Origin of the sequence: Aestuariibius sp. HNIBRBA575, from assembly GCF_040932005.1 — a bacterium.
Taxonomy (GTDB): domain Bacteria; phylum Pseudomonadota; class Alphaproteobacteria; order Rhodobacterales; family Rhodobacteraceae; genus CANLNM01.
Window position 1 is genome coordinate 1,146,256 of the sequence record NZ_CP162414.1, and the last position, 16,200, is coordinate 1,162,455.

General features: G+C 55.3%; 17 protein-coding genes. 14 read left to right on the plus strand and 3 right to left on the minus strand.

Translation table 11 applies throughout. The annotated features are described in order from the left end of the window. Positions 1-3 precede the first annotated feature (3 nt). Complete coding sequence (locus AB1F12_RS05805; RefSeq protein ID WP_368187247.1) at positions 4-585, plus strand: biotin transporter BioY; 582 nt, start codon at positions 4-6, stop codon at positions 583-585. Continuing rightward, entirely contained in the window at positions 582-1,010 is a 429-nt protein-coding gene (locus AB1F12_RS05810) for a DUF1284 domain-containing protein (protein WP_368187249.1), read from the plus strand. The genes AB1F12_RS05805 and AB1F12_RS05810 overlap by 4 nt, the downstream gene beginning before the upstream one ends. Here AB1F12_RS05810 and AB1F12_RS05815 read toward each other — a convergent pair. After that, positions 995-2,383, minus strand: a complete 1,389-nt coding sequence (locus AB1F12_RS05815) for a short-chain fatty acyl-CoA regulator family protein (protein WP_368187250.1) — start codon at positions 2,381-2,383, stop codon at positions 995-997. The two genes, AB1F12_RS05810 and AB1F12_RS05815, sit on opposite strands and share 16 nt — an antisense overlap. Positions 2,384-2,444: 61 nt before the next feature. Further along, positions 2,445-3,662, minus strand: a complete 1,218-nt coding sequence (locus AB1F12_RS05820; RefSeq protein ID WP_368187252.1) for a multidrug effflux MFS transporter — start codon at positions 3,660-3,662, stop codon at positions 2,445-2,447. Positions 3,663-3,890: 228 nt separating this feature from the next. Between AB1F12_RS05820 and AB1F12_RS05825 the strand changes: the two genes are divergently transcribed. From AB1F12_RS05825 to AB1F12_RS05870, 10 genes are all read left to right on the plus strand, one after another. Next, positions 3,891-5,423, plus strand: coding sequence for an acyl-CoA carboxylase subunit beta (locus AB1F12_RS05825; RefSeq protein WP_368187253.1), 1,533 nt, complete (start codon positions 3,891-3,893; stop codon positions 5,421-5,423). A gap of 9 nt (positions 5,424-5,432) precedes the next feature. Next, on the plus strand, positions 5,433-5,918 hold the full coding sequence (locus tag AB1F12_RS05830; protein WP_368187254.1) for a hypothetical protein: 486 nt from the start codon (positions 5,433-5,435) through the stop codon (positions 5,916-5,918). Further along, positions 5,915-6,265: a hypothetical protein gene (locus AB1F12_RS05835; protein ID WP_368187256.1), complete on the plus strand. Its 351-nt coding sequence runs from the start codon at positions 5,915-5,917 to the stop codon at positions 6,263-6,265. Before AB1F12_RS05830 ends, AB1F12_RS05835 begins: the two co-directional genes overlap by 4 nt. Then, positions 6,262-6,642, plus strand: a complete 381-nt coding sequence (locus AB1F12_RS05840; protein WP_368187258.1) for a DUF6497 family protein — start codon at positions 6,262-6,264, stop codon at positions 6,640-6,642. Before AB1F12_RS05835 ends, AB1F12_RS05840 begins: the two co-directional genes overlap by 4 nt. Before the next feature lie 217 nt (positions 6,643-6,859). Then, the gene (locus AB1F12_RS05845) at positions 6,860-7,003 is read left to right on the plus strand and encodes a hypothetical protein (protein WP_368187260.1); all 144 of its coding nucleotides are present in this window, start codon (positions 6,860-6,862) and stop codon (positions 7,001-7,003) included. 72 nt (positions 7,004-7,075) lie between these two features. Then, positions 7,076-7,435, plus strand: a complete 360-nt coding sequence (locus AB1F12_RS05850; protein WP_368187261.1) for a hypothetical protein — start codon at positions 7,076-7,078, stop codon at positions 7,433-7,435. A gap of 355 nt (positions 7,436-7,790) precedes the next feature. After that, the gene (locus tag AB1F12_RS05855) at positions 7,791-7,997 is read left to right on the plus strand and encodes a hypothetical protein (protein WP_368187262.1); all 207 of its coding nucleotides are present in this window, start codon (positions 7,791-7,793) and stop codon (positions 7,995-7,997) included. 110 nt (positions 7,998-8,107) lie between these two features. Continuing rightward, complete coding sequence (locus tag AB1F12_RS05860; RefSeq protein WP_368187263.1) at positions 8,108-10,150, plus strand: acetyl-CoA carboxylase biotin carboxylase subunit; 2,043 nt, start codon at positions 8,108-8,110, stop codon at positions 10,148-10,150. 4 nt (positions 10,151-10,154) lie between these two features. Further along, on the plus strand, positions 10,155-10,694 hold the full coding sequence (locus AB1F12_RS05865) for a hypothetical protein (RefSeq protein ID WP_368187264.1): 540 nt from the start codon (positions 10,155-10,157) through the stop codon (positions 10,692-10,694). A gap of 145 nt (positions 10,695-10,839) precedes the next feature. After that, positions 10,840-12,390: a hypothetical protein gene (locus tag AB1F12_RS05870; RefSeq protein ID WP_368187266.1), complete on the plus strand. Its 1,551-nt coding sequence runs from the start codon at positions 10,840-10,842 to the stop codon at positions 12,388-12,390. 10 nt (positions 12,391-12,400) lie between these two features. On the opposite strand, the gene AB1F12_RS05875 is transcribed toward AB1F12_RS05870, so the two are convergent. Then, positions 12,401-12,871 carry a DUF4174 domain-containing protein gene (locus tag AB1F12_RS05875; RefSeq protein WP_368187267.1) on the minus strand — a complete coding sequence of 157 codons (471 nt, stop codon included), beginning with the start codon at positions 12,869-12,871 and terminating at the stop codon, positions 12,401-12,403. 99 nt (positions 12,872-12,970) lie between these two features. On the opposite strand from AB1F12_RS05875, the gene AB1F12_RS05880 reads away from it, so the two are divergent. Together AB1F12_RS05880 and scpA are read left to right on the plus strand one after the other, a co-directional pair. Next, positions 12,971-14,017, plus strand: coding sequence for a hypothetical protein (locus tag AB1F12_RS05880; protein ID WP_368187268.1), 1,047 nt, complete (start codon positions 12,971-12,973; stop codon positions 14,015-14,017). Then, entirely contained in the window at positions 13,992-16,118 is a 2,127-nt protein-coding gene (gene scpA, locus AB1F12_RS05885) for a methylmalonyl-CoA mutase (RefSeq protein WP_368187270.1), read from the plus strand. The genes AB1F12_RS05880 and scpA overlap by 26 nt, the downstream gene beginning before the upstream one ends. The last annotated feature ends 82 nt before the right edge of the window (positions 16,119-16,200 follow it).

The following is a 16,200-nucleotide window of genomic DNA, read 5'->3' on the forward strand; positions in this document are numbered from 1 at the left end:
AATATGCATCACCCCGCTGCAATGAATCACCCCCCATCCTTCAGCCCCCTGTCTCTATCGGACCAAGCGACCCACTGGAAAATGATCGCCGTTTTGGTCGGCACGATTGTTTTGGCCGTCTCTTCGCGGATTGAGGTGCCGATGTATCCCGTCCCCGTCACGATGCAGACCTTTGCCGTGACGATGATCGGCGCGCTATATGGCTGGCGGCTGGGTGGCATCACTGTTTTGACGTGGCTGGGCGAAGCCGCGATGGGCGCACCGGTTTTGGCAGGTGGCGCTGGTGGTTTGGCGCATTTTGCCGGCCCAACGGGGGGATATTTGGCGTCTTTCCCTATTATCGCGGCATTAACCGGATTTCTGGCCGAAAAAGGTTGGAATGGCGGTCGGGTCTGGCTGGCGTTTTTGGCGATGAGCCTTGCCAATGTCCTGTGTCTGTTGATTGGGGCCAGTTGGTTGGCAACGTTTACCGGCGTGGAAAAAGCGATCGTTTTGGGTGTCACGCCGTTTCTGATCGGAGCGGTTCTAAAATCTGCGCTTGGGGCGGTTATATTGCGCCAATGGACGCGTTATAAGGCTGTATGATTATTCACCTGCGCGCCCATCATCTATTGTGTATTCTGTCCTATATCGGCAAGGGCTACAGCCCTGAATTCGTTAAGAACTATGACGAAATTGCACAAAAATTGTCAGCGGGCGCGCAGGTGAAATTGGTCGCTGGGCCCGACGATATTTGTGCCCCGATGCTGTCGGGGCCTGATCGACATTGTGTCGGCCATGACGTGCAAAAACGCGATGAACAAGCCGCCCAAAGCATCGCTTCTTTGTTAGGACGCTCTATTGCGCCGGGGACGATGTTTCGTCTGACGCCAAATGTGTTGCAAACCTTGCGAATGGGGTTTGCGGATGGGGGTATTCGCGCCGCCTGTCAGGGATGCACATGGTCGGATCTGTGTGATGATATCGCTGCCAGCGGCTTTGATGGGGCGCGGGTTCATTCCACCGAATAAGGCAGAACATCCCGTTGGTTTAGATCAACCGATAGCTGACGTTCCAATGGGGGAACGGATCGTTGATGGCATCCACGTCGTTCGCAGATACGGCAAGAAATCCCAATAGGTTCAAAGGCATCCGGCGATCCGATGTCCATATGATCTGCATAGACCAGCGCATTGGCATGCCGGATTTCACAGCCCAATCCAATCGCATATCGACGTGTTGGCGCATCAAATGCGCCGCCAGATTTGCTTACGTCGCGGGCGAGGCAAAAATACCGAATGCCGTCTGGTGTTTCGGCCAATTGCTGCAAAAACCGCCCCGGCGTTTCAAAGGCGCGATGCACATTCCACAGCGGACAGGCGCCGCCATATCGCGCAAATTGCAAGGTCGTGGCCGAGTGACGTTTGGTGATTGTCCCGGCCTGATCTACACGTACAAAAAAGAACGGAATGCCCTTGGCGCCGTGACGCTGCATGGTCGACAACCGATGCGCCACCTGTTCCAGAGAGGCGCCAAATCGATCCGATAGGCGTTCTAAATCATGGCGCATGGTTTGCGCGGCTTCCAGAAATGGCCCGTACGGCATTAGGGCGGCCCCGGCAAAGTAATTGGCCAGCCCGATTTTGGCGATGCTGCGCGCCTCGGGGCTTTGAAAACGTGCGAAATCCAGCGTCGCTTCGAGCAGGTCATCCTGCGTGATCAGGGCCAGTTGCACCAGCAATTGAAAATTGCGCGTCGCTTCTGAGCTGCGCCGCGACAGGGTGAGGGTCTGGGTTTCAACATCGTATTTGCGCACTTGGTGGCGATCCGCATGCACCACGCGAATACCGTGATTTTCCAAGGCTTTGATGGCATTTGTTGTGGTGTCGCCTTGGGCTGAAAACCGTTCTGCGGCGCGATCAACAGCGTCGATGTAATTGTCGCAATAATGAAAGAAATCCCGCACCTCTTCCCAGGGGCTGGGCTGTAGGCGGGAATCTTCGCGACCCAATGCTTCGTCCAGTGATGCAAGCCGTTCATGGGTTTGCCGATAGGCGGCATGCAAATCCAGAAATGCTCGCGCCAAAGCCGGAGCGTTTGAGGCCGCAAGTCGCAGATCAGAGAGCGGTGGCGGGGCGGCGGTAAACATCGGATCGGCCAAGGCTTCGCGCATATCACCGACCAATCTGGCTTCGTCCCCGGATTGCAATTCGGTCACGTCGAACCCAAATTCTTGCGCCAAGGCCAGAACAACCCCGGTGCTGACAGGCCGGTTGTTGTTTTCCATTTGGTTCAGATAGGGCAGGGACACGCCCAGCTTTTCTGCGAACCCTTTTTGGGTTAGTTCCAGCCGTCCACGAAGTTCGCGTAACTTATTGCCTGCATATAGTTTTTGGACTGCCATTGGGGGCCTTTGCAAATTTGCTTGGCTCTAATGTGCCTCTGCAAATCTGGCAAAGCAAGGCTTAGGCCAATATGCCGCGCTCGCGCTGGGTGACGAATAAAATCGCCCCGATTGAGGCCGCGGATGTCAGGAACATGATCAACTGCAATGGCAATGCGCCGGATTCAACGCTCAGCGTCCAGCCGGCAAAGGCCGACAAAAACGCCCCGCCCGCAATCATGATCGATCCGCCAATTCCGCTGGCGGTCCCCGCCAGATGCGGGCGAACCGACAACATGCCTGCGGCGGCATTGGGCATGACCAAACCGTTGCCAAGGCCGAGGAACGTACTGAAACCAAAGAATAAAAATGGGCCATCCGCGATGCCAAGCAGGCTGAACAACAAAGATGTCCCCATGCCCAAAGTGGAAATCAGCGTGCCTGCATAGATCATTTTATTGATGCCATAGCGCGTGGTGTAACGCCCGGAAATGAAATTGCCGAACCCATATCCAACTGCGGGCGCCCCCAGGGCGATGCCGGTCCAAAATGGCGTTAACCCATAGACGTCACCGGAGACAAAAGAGGCACCGCCGAGATAGGCAAAAAACGCACCAGAGGCGAAAGTCGAGGCGCCGACATACCCCCAAAACCGGGGGGAGGCGAACAATTCTGGGTAGGTTCGCACTTGTTGGGCAAAGGTCATGCCGTTGCCGCGCACCGTTTCGCCCAGATCGCGGTAACACAAAACAAATGTCAACAATCCCGACGCAATCACAAAGAGCAGCACGGCGTGCCAGCCAAAAGCCTGCTGCAATACGCCGCCGATCATGGGGCCAAACATCGGGACCAATGACATGCCCATCGTGACATAGCCGATCATGGATGCGGCTTCTTCTTGGGGGACCATGTCACGCACGATGGCGCGGGACATGACCATACCGGTCACAATCACGCCTTGCATCAGGCGAAACGTCAGGAACATTTCCACGCTTGTTGACAGAACTGCGCCGATGGAGGCCAGAATAAACAGCGCAATCGCCGCCAGCACCACGGGGCGTCGTCCAAAACGGTCCGAAATCGGTCCGATCACCAATTGCAACACGGCCGTAACCGCGAAATAGGCCGACACGCTGAGCTGAATGACAGCGTATTCCGTGTCGAAATATTCGGTCATCTGACTAAGCGACGGCAGCAGGATGGACATATTGAGCGCGCCCAGTCCTGCGATAAAGACCAGCGTGATGATATGTGGTGGTGTGGTTCGGTCCAGAAAACGGACGAGAGGCGCGTTTGACATTCGTAACAGCTATGCTTGCTAAACTGTTCTGTCTAGATGCGCACAAGGAATAGTTGTTTTCATTTGCAATGATTTGCAGTTTTGCAAATTTAGAAAACTGCAAATGTATGGTTTTGCAAATTTGCCCAATCTCTCTTCAATTGTATGTAATCCGCAGGTAGGCTCTGCCGCAAGGTTAGGCATATTGCCATTGCGGGCGACGAAATTGCCCGAAATTGGGAGCGAGACATGAAAGATATTCTTCAGGAACTGAACGATCGTCGTGAAGAGGCCCGGCTTGGGGGCGGCGAACGACGGATCGCAGCGCAGCATTCCAAGGGCAAATTGACGGCCCGCGAACGGATTGAACTGTTGCTAGATGATGGCAGTTTCGAAGAGTTCGACATGTTTATTTCGCACCGTTGTACCGATTTTGGTATGGAAAATCAAAAGCCTGCAGGTGATGGCGTCGTCACTGGCTGGGGGACTATCAACGGTCGCATGGTCTATGTGTACTCGCAGGATTTCACGGTTTTGGGTGGATCGGTGTCGGCCACACATGCGCAGAAAATTTGCAAGATCATGGATATGGCCATGCAAAATGGCGCGCCTGTGATCGGCCTGAACGATTCCGGCGGTGCGCGAATCCAAGAGGGCGTCGACGCCTTGGCCGGCTACGCTGAAATTTTCCAGCGCAACATCATGGCCTCCGGCGTGATCCCACAGATCAGCGTGATCATGGGGCCATGCGCCGGTGGGGCGGTTTATTCGCCCGCAATGACCGACTTTATCTTTATGGTGCGTGACAGTTCCTACATGTTTGTCACCGGCCCCGATGTGGTGAAAACCGTGACAAACGAAGTGGTGACCGCCGAAGAACTGGGCGGGGCATCCACCCATACAAAAAAATCATCCGTCGCGGATGGCGCGTTTGAAAACGACGTCGAAGCCTTGGCCGAAGTGCGCCGTTTGGTGGATTTCCTTCCGTCCGACAATCGCTCTAAACCGCCCGTGCGTCCCTTCTTTGATGATGTGAACCGGTTGGAAAACAGCTTGGATACGTTGATCCCGGACAATCCAAATTCACCGTATGACATGAAAGAATTGATCACCAAATTGGCGGACGAAGGTGATTTCTACGAAATTCAAGAGGATTTCGCCAAAAACATGCTGACCGGGTTTATCCGCCTCGAAGGATCAACCGTGGGCGTTGTGGCCAACCAGCCGTTGGTTTTGGCAGGCTGTCTGGACATCGATTCATCGCGCAAAGCGGCGCGGTTTGTGCGGTTCTGTGATGCGTTCGAAATTCCGATCCTGACTTTGGTTGACGTCCCCGGCTTTTTGCCCGGCACCAGCCAGGAATATGGTGGCGTGATCAAACATGGGGCAAAACTGCTGTTTGCCTATGGCGAAGCGACCGTGCCCAAAGTCACGCTGATCACCCGCAAAGCCTATGGCGGCGCATATGACGTGATGGCGTCCAAACATCTGCGCGGCGATTTCAACTATGCTTGGCCCACGGCGGAAATCGCGGTGATGGGTGCCAAAGGGGCGACCGAAATTATCCATCGCGCGGATCTGGGGGATGCGGAAAAAATCGCGCAGCACACCGCCGATTACGAAGACCGGTTTGCTAACCCGTTTGTCGCCGCCGAACGTGGGTTTATCGACGAAGTGATCCAGCCACGCAGCACCCGCAAACGGATTTGTCGGGCTTTTGCGTCCCTACGGGGCAAGCAACTGACCAACCCGTGGAAAAAACACGATAATATCCCGCTGTAAGGTGCAGGAATGACCCGCGAACTTACCCCAACCCCCAAAGACGCGCCGGAAATGGCCGCCAATTTTGTGGCGATCGCATCCAAACAGGGCGACAGCCGTTTTGACTATTCAGAGGGCAGCATTCGCGCTCTGGATGAGTTGATCGGTGGGTTCCACGACAATGGTGACCGCTCTGAGAATATGGGTGGGACTATTATGGTGGCCGGGGCGTATCTGGGCGAAGTGATGGTGCGCCATCGCGGGGCAACATGGATTGATGGCACCAAAGCGGACGTTGATGACGCCATGCGGTTTCCGCTGATGATGCAATGCGGGACGCAAACGCTGGTGCCGTTTGCCAAAGTCGCTAAGCGTTTGGATAACGGGTCAGAGGACGATTTGGTGTTTTATTATCAAACACTTGTCAAACTCACCACGGGTGAGATGCCAGACATGACACCGGTCGCACCGACCAAAAGATCGCTGTTTCAGCGCCTGACAGGACGGGGAAAATGACCCGTAAAAACTGGCATATTGTTCCGGCCGAAAATGGCATCACGTTGACGCGGCGTTTGCCTGCGCGATTTGATGTGCAGGCCCAAACAACGTTGCCGGACGGATCATTGAAACGATTGGCGCATCAAATCCGTCAGGATTTATGGCGGGCCTTGCAAAATCTGCGCGGGTTTTCCCCTGTGGTTGAACTGATCCGGGTGGATGGCTTGGTTCAGGTGCGGGCAGGGGGGCGTATTGACGGTGTACAACCGATTGGCGCGCCCGTTCAGGGGATCATTCAGGACGTTCTGGATGCACCTGACAACCGCACCCGTTGGGTGTCCAATGCAAATCGGGGCCTGTCATGAAATCCGCATTTGGGTTGATATTCGCGCTATTGGGCAGCGCCGTTTGCGCCGATATTGACGTGCCTTCCGGGCTGGATGTGGCGCTTTATGATGTGGTGATGGAACCTGACACGAACACGGCGCGGTTCTTGTTTGTGGCGCCTGCTCTTTCCCCGGATGGGGCTGGGGTGACGTTCACCGAGGTCGAGGCCGACTTTCCATATATTTGCGAAACTTTGGTGCTGCCTGCGCTGGCAAGCAACAATTGGCATGATGCAAATGTGATCATTTCTCTGGCCGACCGAGAGGTGCCGTTTGGCATTCTGACACCGGATGCCACCCAGTTTTTTGAGATGTATCAGGTGCAGGATAACACCTGTATCTGGGAGGGATTGTAATGTCGCTACAACATCTTGCGCCCCATAGCTCATGTGAAATTGCACTTGATGCAGACGCGCCACAACATGCGCGCACAATTGCGCAGGCATATCCTTTGACACCTGTTTCGGCTAAACTTCGCATTGGTCGCGCTGATGCGACCACATATGTGGAAAAAGGGAGCCGGGACCGACGCTTGCGCCGGACGTCTCTCGATAATCGAGACAGGAGACTTTCATGTCTAACCTTTTTAAGGCCCTTGCGGCTGTATCCGTTCTGGGCCTGGCGGCCTGTGGCAACAATGACGTCGAAGAATTCGTTGTGGTCGATCCGGCCCCAACTGTCAGCGCCGAACCTGTATTCAACGGCAAATACAACTAAGTATTCGTCGGGACGGGCAGCGATGCCCGTCCGCTTCGCATCCCCTTTCACCCTAGAAAAGGAGGCTGCGTAATGGAAAAACACAGAGGTTTTCCCGGCCGTCTACCCGGGACTGATTATCAATTCACCATTCGTCGACCCGCCAAAGCAGGCCCCACCAAATTAGTGGCCCGCGAACGGTATGCGGATCGGCGCCCCAGTGACCGCAAAGCGGACGAAGGCTTTCTTTGGGCTTTGTGGAACCATTTTGGTGAAGAACCTTTTGTGCGCGGTAATCTGGATGCTGGCCGGCTGAGCTGGCTTTTGGACCGCGAAGTGATTGCAGTCGAAGAAGAATTTGATCCCGAGAGTTACGAGGCTCTGTTGCGGATCAACGTGGATCTGGCCTTTGCCAATTTTCACGATGTTATGACGGGTAATTGGTCGCCGTGAGTGGCGTATCGGCATATTTCGGCGCGAATTCGCGCAAGCCAGTGCAATTCTGGCGGGAAAATGCCGGTTTGGTAGGGAAACGGCGTGCTGCCTATGCAACCGCGCGTCGCCTATGTCACGGTTCCTGTGTATCGCAACGGGCAGCCACCCGGTGCGGCTACATACGTAACCACCGTTACCCTTCCCCTAGCCGGTTTGACCCTACCCAGGTCAGGCCGGCAACTTTTCGCCAAAATCCCTATTTTTCAGGCGAAAATGCACCGATATCGACATTGATCACGGACTTTTGGGTTGTGTCTGGGCCTGCGAACGCTGATTCTGCGGTTCGGAAAATAACCAAAAAGGGCAGTAATCCATGTTCCATCTTCGTCTTGTACTGGCAGCCGCGGCAACGCTTTCGCTTTCGGCCTGTCTTGATAACGATCTCGAACGCGGCCTCGCAGGGGCAGCAGCAGGCGCATTGGTTGCAGACGCAACCGGCGCGGACCCAACCACGGGCGCCATTATTGGCGGCGCGGGTGGCGTGCTGTGCGACGATCTCGGACTTGCGGCCTGTAACTAAGCCGCGCGTATCCCAATCACTGATCCGTGCCTTTGGGCACGTTAACAATTCCGACCGCCGTCGGGGCCATTGTGCCCCGGCGGCGGTTTTGCATTCAAAGGACCATGCACATGTTTGATAAGATCCTGATCGCGAACCGCGGTGAAATTGCGTGCCGTGTGATAAAGACCGCGCGCAAAATGGGGATTTCCACCGTTGCCATCTATTCGGATGCGGATCGCAACGCGCTGCATGTGAAAATGGCCGACGAAGCGGTGCATATCGGCCCGCCCCCCGCCAATCAGTCCTATATTGTGATCGACAAAGTGATGGATGCGATCCGTCAAACCGGCGCGCAGGCGGTGCATCCCGGTTATGGCTTTTTGTCTGAAAACGCGAAATTCGCAGAAGCGTTGGCCGCTGAAAACATCGCCTTTGTTGGACCCCCTGTGGGCGCGATCGAAAGCATGGGGGATAAAATCACCTCTAAAAAGATCGCCCAAGAGGCAAACGTGTCCACCGTTCCGGGCTATATGGGCCTGATCGAAGACGCGGACGAAGCGGTGAAAATTTCCAACGAAATCGGCTATCCGGTGATGATCAAAGCCTCGGCCGGGGGCGGTGGCAAAGGCATGCGGATAGCGTGGAACGATGACGAAGCCCGCGAAGGGTTCCAATCGTCGAAAAACGAAGCGGCCAGCAGCTTTGGCGATGATCGGATTTTCATTGAAAAATTCATCACCCAGCCGCGCCACATCGAAATTCAGGTTCTGTGTGACGCGCATGGCAATGGTATCTATCTGGGCGAACGCGAATGTTCGATCCAGCGCCGCCAGCAAAAAGTCGTCGAAGAAGCGCCAAGCCCGTTTCTGGACGAAGCCACCCGCAAAGCCATGGGCGAACAGGCGGTGGCACTGGCCCAAGCGGTGGATTACGCCTCTGCGGGGACCGTGGAATTTATCGTGGATGGCGATAAAAATTTCTACTTCCTTGAAATGAATACACGTTTGCAGGTGGAACATCCTGTGACCGAACTGATCACCGGCGTCGATTTGGTGGAACAGATGATCCGCGTGGCCAATGGCGAACCGCTGACCATCACCCAGGATGACGTGAAACTGAACGGTTGGGCGATTGAAAACCGCCTATATGCCGAGGATCCCTATCGTGGGTTTTTGCCCTCAATCGGTCGTTTGACCCGCTATCGTCCGCCGATGGAAACCGCGGCGGGCCCGTTGCTGGACAATGACAAATGGCAGGGGGATGCCCCGGCAGGTGCCGTGGCCGTGCGCAATGATACCGGCGTCTTTGAGGGCGGCGAAATCAGCATGTATTACGATCCGATGATCGCGAAATTGTGCACTTGGGCCCCAACCCGTGACGCCGCGATTGAGGCAATGCGCGATGCGCTGGATGGGTTCGAAGTCGAAGGCATTGGTCACAATTTGCCTTTCTTGAGTGCTGTGATGGATCACCCGATTTTCATCAAAGGTGACATGACCACCGCGTTCATCGAAGAGCAATATCCCGAAGGATTTGAAGGGGTTGAACTGGCAGAACCCGCGTTGAAACGGATTGCGGCGGCCAGTGCTGCCATGCACCGTGTCGCTGAAATTCGCCGCACGCGCGTATCGGGGCGGATGGGCAACCACGAACGTCATGTGGGCGAAGATTGGGTTGTGACCCTACAGGGCGCGGAATTCCCGGTCACGATTTCAGCCGATAAATCCGGCTCTGATGTCAGCTTTGGCGATGAAACATTGCGGGTCGAGAGCGACTGGACCCCCGGTGATGCGCTTGCACGTTTGACCGTGAACGGCGCACCATTGGTGCTGAAGGTTGGTAAAATCACCCAAGGGTTCCGCATTCGGTCCCGTGGTGCCGATTTGAAAGTGCATATTCGCAGCCCACGCCAGGCCGAATTGGCGCAATTGATGCCAGAAAAGCTGCCGCCGGATACGTCGAAATTGTTGCTCTGCCCGATGCCGGGTTTGATCGTGAACGTCAATGTTGCGGTGGGCGATGAAATCCAAGAAGGCCAGGCCCTGTGTACGGTCGAAGCGATGAAGATGGAAAACATCCTGCGCGCTGAGAAAAAGGGTGTTGTGTCTAAAATCAACGCCGCTGCGGGCGACAGTCTGGCTGTCGACGACGTGATCATGGAGTTCGAATAAACCGATGCCACGCACCCGATTAGCACCGATCACAAGTCCCAGAACTGCGGCATGCGCAGCGATGGGCCTGTGCGCGCTGTTGATCGGATGTGATCGGGATCGTGAAACGGCATTGCGTGCGGATTTGTCGGAATATGTGTATCTGACCGATACCCATTATTTCGACAGCCGCCGCACCTGTACTGCCGCGATTTTTGAACTGTCCAGTTCCTATTTGACGGGCAAAGTCGAACCAGACGCCACACTAGAAGCCGCGCAAGCCACCTATGATTTGGGCGGACCTGCGGCCATTCAGATGGCGGAATATTCACCCAATGACATGGCCGATGGCATGTTGCTGTTGGATCGTGGCGTTTTTGGCAAACAAGTGTTGGAAGCCGCCGCAAATGTCGGTGACTGCCTAACAGATGAGGCAAGCGCTGGGTTTCGCACAGCCCTGACACGGCCCAGCGCCATTTTGATTTGGTTGCCGGATCCCGAGGGGTTTATGATCGTTGATCCGGGACGGGACCGCGCCTATTACGCGGCGGGTTTCCCGTTATGACACGTTGGCAATTTTGGTTTTGCTGGGACGACCTGAATTGCAATTTTGCCGCGCAATTTCGGTGGTTTGCCGCGCCTGACTTCCTTTTGGCACATTCCGGTGTAAAACCCGCTTCAAACACATTTTGTGACTTGGAGTATTTTGGATGACGCGGACTCTGCCCTTATTTTCAATTTTAGGCGTTTTTGTCGCCTTTGGCCTGTCCATCGCAGCGGCCATGTCTAACGCCGGATGGGTTTTTGAATACCCATTGGATGACGTTTACATTCATCTGGCTATGGCTGAACAATTGGCCGCCGGGGGATATGGCGTCAATGCGGGCGAATTTGCATCTGCGGCGTCCTCTCCGCTTTATCCGGTTTTGCTGTTGCCGTTTGCGGGCACGGATTTGCAGGCTTGGTTGCCGCTGCTGTGGAACCTTTTTGGCATGGGATTGGCCGCCTGGTTTTGGGGGCGCATCCTGATTTTGGCGGGATACGCAGAGGATGGCCTGAAACCGATTGGCCTGATCGCGGCATTTCTGGGGCCGATTGCGTTGAACATGTTTGGCGTCGCATTCACCGGAATGGAACACAGCCTGCACACCGCCGCATCATTGGCCGTGATCTATGGATTGCTGAAACTTGTCAAAACGGATGCGATGAATATCGCTCTTTTGGCGGGGGTATTTTTCGCCTCGGCGATGCGCCTCGAAGGCTTGGCGTTGGGCCTGTTGGCCGCTGTTGTGGTGCTGCGTCAAAAAGGGCTGATACCATCGCTGGTGACCGCGGTTTTGTCCCTGCTGCCCGTGCTGATTTTTGTCGGAGCGTTGACGTCAATCGGGCTCGATCCGTTGCCGGAATCCGTGCAGGCCAAATTGGTGGGCGAAGAAGACGTGAACATGCCGCTGATGGAACGTGTCATGGGCACCCATATCCTGAACCGCCAGGTGCCTGCGGGGCTGATGCTGCATTTGACATCCATCGCGGTGTTGCTGGTGACGGTGATTCAGCTGAGCCAAAAGAAGTCCGCCTATCTGGCGACCGCATCCATTGGCGTGACGGTGTTTTTTGCCTGTCAGGCCCATTTGATGTTTGGCCAAATCGGCTGGATGGACCGCTACGAAGGCTATATCTGGGCGGTGACCGCCGCCGGTTTGATGATTGTCGCGTCAGGTGCGCAAAAATGGTTGCCTGCGCTCGCCGCTATCGGGGTTATTGCTGCTGGGACAGTGGTTTACGTGAATACATGGACACATGGATTTCCGTGGAATATCCGCGCGATTTACCTGCAACCCCATCAATCTGCCCGCTTTGCACAGGATTACGCGCAGGTGAATGTCGCGGTGAATGACCTTGGCTTGGTGGCTTGGCAGAACGAAAACTACGTGTTGGACCTGTGGGGGCTTGCCTCGGCTGAGGCGCGTCATATCCGCCAAAATGCCCCTGTTCAAGGCTGGGCCGAACCCCTGACACAGCGTCATGATGTGCCACTGGCGATGATCTATGATTCATGGCTGACCAAAGCCATCGGGGAGGATTGGGTCAAACTCGGAGAGCTGCGATTGGTGATTTCCGCTGGTTTCTTGGGGGATGATCACGTGTCCTATTATGCCACATCGCCCGAACATGTTGCGCCCTTGTTGGCGGCATTGCAGGACTGGGTGCCGACCCTGCCTGATGGGGCCTATTTCGAATATGATCCGGGGGTCGAATGAAGGATGCCCCTTACCTGATCGGCGGTGCTCGGCGATCCTCGATCTCTTGCTGTCGCAGCGGGATTTTATCGATGGACGCGCTGAGTTCACGCACATTCGAGGGCAGGGGCTTGCGCAATTGCATGGTGCCATCTTTGGCCAACAGAGCCAGCATAAACCCGCGTGGACGCAACATGGTCCGCCATGTGCTGCGGGCGGTGGGATCGGTATCCACGATCACAATCACATCCCGTTCAGCCAGTTCGTCTATCTCGGCTGACACCAAATCCATTTGCCGCTGGAACCGCGGGTCCAGAGGATTGTCCGCAAAGATGATCAACGGGCGCAGCTGCCACAGGATGTCATCCGGCATCATGTCTGTCGCTTCGAAAATTTGGGTTGGCGTTTCTTGCCAAACCTCAAAAACAGGTACGTCGTCCTGCGCCCAGAGCGCGGAACCAACACCAATTGCCAATGTCGCGGCGATTAAAATCTTGTTCATACAGATGAATATAGGGGCTTTGCTCCAACTTCCGAACCCCCAATCACCCCAGATCCATAACAATTTTAACTTTAACCCTCCGGTGAGGGACCTACGCGCATGATGCCGATTGTACATCATATTGCGCAGCTGGGGTTGCGCGTCATTACTGGGGGCTTGCGCGCCATGGATATTGCCCTTCATCTGGGGGCCCATCGAACTGGGACAACCACGTTTCAGAGCTATCTGCGGGCCAATGCAGATGGTTTACAGCGGGCCGGAATTACCGCGTGGACACCAAAACGAACCCGTCATGGATTTTTCAACGGGTTGATCCGCAATGCGCGCAACGAACAGTTTAGCGCGATTTCCGAAAGCATTCGATCAACGGGCCTGATCCGGATTGAACTGGAACGGATGGAACGTCGGCAGATGCGGTTTCTGATTGTGTCTGAGGAAAACATGATCGGGTCCATGCACAGCAATATCCGGGCAGGGGCGCTTTATCCCAACTTGTCCGTGCGTTTGGAACGGTTTTTGCCCGCGTTTGAGGATCGCTGCGTGCGTATCGGTTTGGCCATTCGATCTCTGGATGCCTATTGGGCGTCGACCTATGCCTACGCTGTGGAAATGGGGCGTCCGTGGCCGACGCCATCTGATCTGGATCGGGTTGTGACCCATCCCAGGACATGGCGTGATGTGATCCAGGATGCTGCCGCCGTTTTGCCCAATGTTCAATTCCGCGTTTGGGCCGCAGAACGGTTCATTTCACAGCCAGATGTTCAATTGGGCATTATGACCGGCGCCCAAAAAGTGAGCCGTTCCTCTGGGGCGCGCCAATGGCACAATCGCGGACCGCGTTTGGCGCAATTGCGTGACATTGCATCCATGACAGCAGATCCACAAATACAGGCCAATTTACCCGATGGGGATGGCCGCTGGATGCCGTTTGACAGCAATCAACAACACGCTTTGCGCGAAAAATACCAAGAAGATGTGGCCTGGCTGCGCAACGGCGCAGATGGGCTCGCGACCTTTATAGAAGACACCAAAACTCAGCCAATGAGTGGTGACACAGGATGGAAGAATAACAGCGACAGCGTAGAAAATTTCTACGGATCGCCAGAAAGAGGACATAGTGATGGGAAACGACAAGAAATGGGCTGAACTGGCGGAAAAGGAACTTCGTGGGCGTCCGCTTGAGGATTTGACCTGGAAGACGCTGGAAGGCATTGATGTCAAACCGCTTTATACGGCCGAGGATACCGCCGATTTGCCCCATATGGGGGGCATTCCCGGCGAAGGTCCGTTCACGCGCGGCGTCAAGGCCACCATGTATGCCGGACGCCCATGGACCATCCGTCAATATGCGGGGTTTTCGACGGCCGAGGAATCCAACGCCTTTTATCGCAAAGCGTTGGCCGCCGGTCAGCAGGGCGTGTCGGTTGCCTTTGATCTGGCCACGCACCGGGGCTATGACAGCGACCATCCCCGCGTCGAAGGCGATGTAGGCAAAGCAGGCGTCGCCATTGATTCCGTTGAGGATATGAAGGTCCTGTTTGATGGCATTCCACTGGACAAAGTGTCGGTTTCGATGACCATGAATGGCGCGGTCATCCCGATCCTCGCCAATTTTATCGTCACCGGAGAAGAGCAAGGCCACGACCGGTCCCTGCTGGCAGGTACCATTCAGAATGACATTCTGAAAGAGTTCATGGTGCGCAACACCTATATTTACCCGCCAGAACCATCGATGCGGATCATTTCCGACATCATCGAATATACATCCAATGAGATGCCTAAGTTTAACTCGATCTCAATCTCAGGCTACCACATGCAAGAGGCCGGCGCGAATTTGGTGCAGGAATTGGCCTATACGCTGGCGGATGGTCGTGAATATGTGCGCGCCGCAATTGAGGCGGGTATGGATGTCGATAAATTTGCCGGGCGGTTGTCGTTCTTCTTTGCGATTGGCATGAATTTCTTCATGGAGGCGGCGAAATTGCGCGCGGCACGTTTGCTGTGGCACCGCATTATGACCGAATTCGGGGCCAAATCCGAACGGTCCAAAATGCTGCGCACCCATTGCCAGACTTCTGGCGTGTCGCTGCAGGAACAGGACCCTTACAACAACGTTGTACGCACCGCATACGAAGCGATGGCCGCCGCACTTGGTGGGACACAATCGTTGCATACCAATGCCTTGGACGAAGCGATTGCCCTGCCCACCGAATTTTCGGCCCGCATTGCCCGCAACACCCAATTGATCTTGCAAGAAGAGACCGGCGTAACCAACGTGGTCGATCCATTGGCCGGGTCATATTACGTCGAAAGCCTGACCGCGGAACTGGCGGATCAAGCATGGGAATTGATCAAAGAAGTCGAAGAAATGGGCGGTATGACCAAGGCGGTGGCCAGCGGCATGCCCAAGCTTCGGATTGAGGAATCAGCGGCCAAACGTCAGGCGATGATTGATCGCGGGGACGAAGTGATCGTCGGTGTGAACAAGTACAAGCTTGATAAACAAGACGAAATTGACATCCTAGATGTGGATAACGTCGCCGTGCGGGACAGCCAGATTGCGCGGTTGAAAACCATGCGGGACAACCGCGATCAGGGGGCGTGTGATGCGGCCCTTGCCGAACTCACCCGCCGTGCCCGCGAGGGTGGCAATCTGCTCGAGGCGGCTGTTGACGCGGCGCGCGCACGGGCCTCAGTCGGAGAAATCAGCATGGCAATGGAAGACGAATTTGGCCGCCACCGCGCCGAGGTGAAAACCCTGGCCGGTGTCTATGGGGCCGCCTATGAAGGCGACGAAGGTTTCGCCGCCATCCAACAATCCGTCGAAGCGTTTGCCCAAGAAGAGGGGCGTCGCCCCCGGATGCTAGTGGTTAAAATGGGGCAGGACGGACATGATCGTGGTGCCAAAGTGATCGCCACTGCCTTTGCCGATATTGGCTTTGATGTGGATGTTGGTCCGTTGTTCCAAACCCCAACCGAAGCCGCCCAAGACGCCATCGACAACGATGTACACATCGTCGGCATCAGTTCGCAGGCGGCGGGCCATAAAACGCTTGCTCCGCAATTGGTTCAAGCGTTGAAAGATCAGGGTGCGGGTGAAATTATCGTTATTTGTGGGGGGGTTATCCCGCAGCAGGATTATCAATTCCTGTATGATGCAGGCGTCAAAGCCATCTTTGGTCCCGGCACCAACATCCCCGAAGCCGCAGAAGACATCATGCGGATTATCCGAGAAACCCGCAGCTGATCCACTCTGGTTCAGATTTGTTATCCTCTCAAAAGGTCCTCTTCGGAGGGCCTTTTCTTTTGGATTGGGGAATGCTCATATG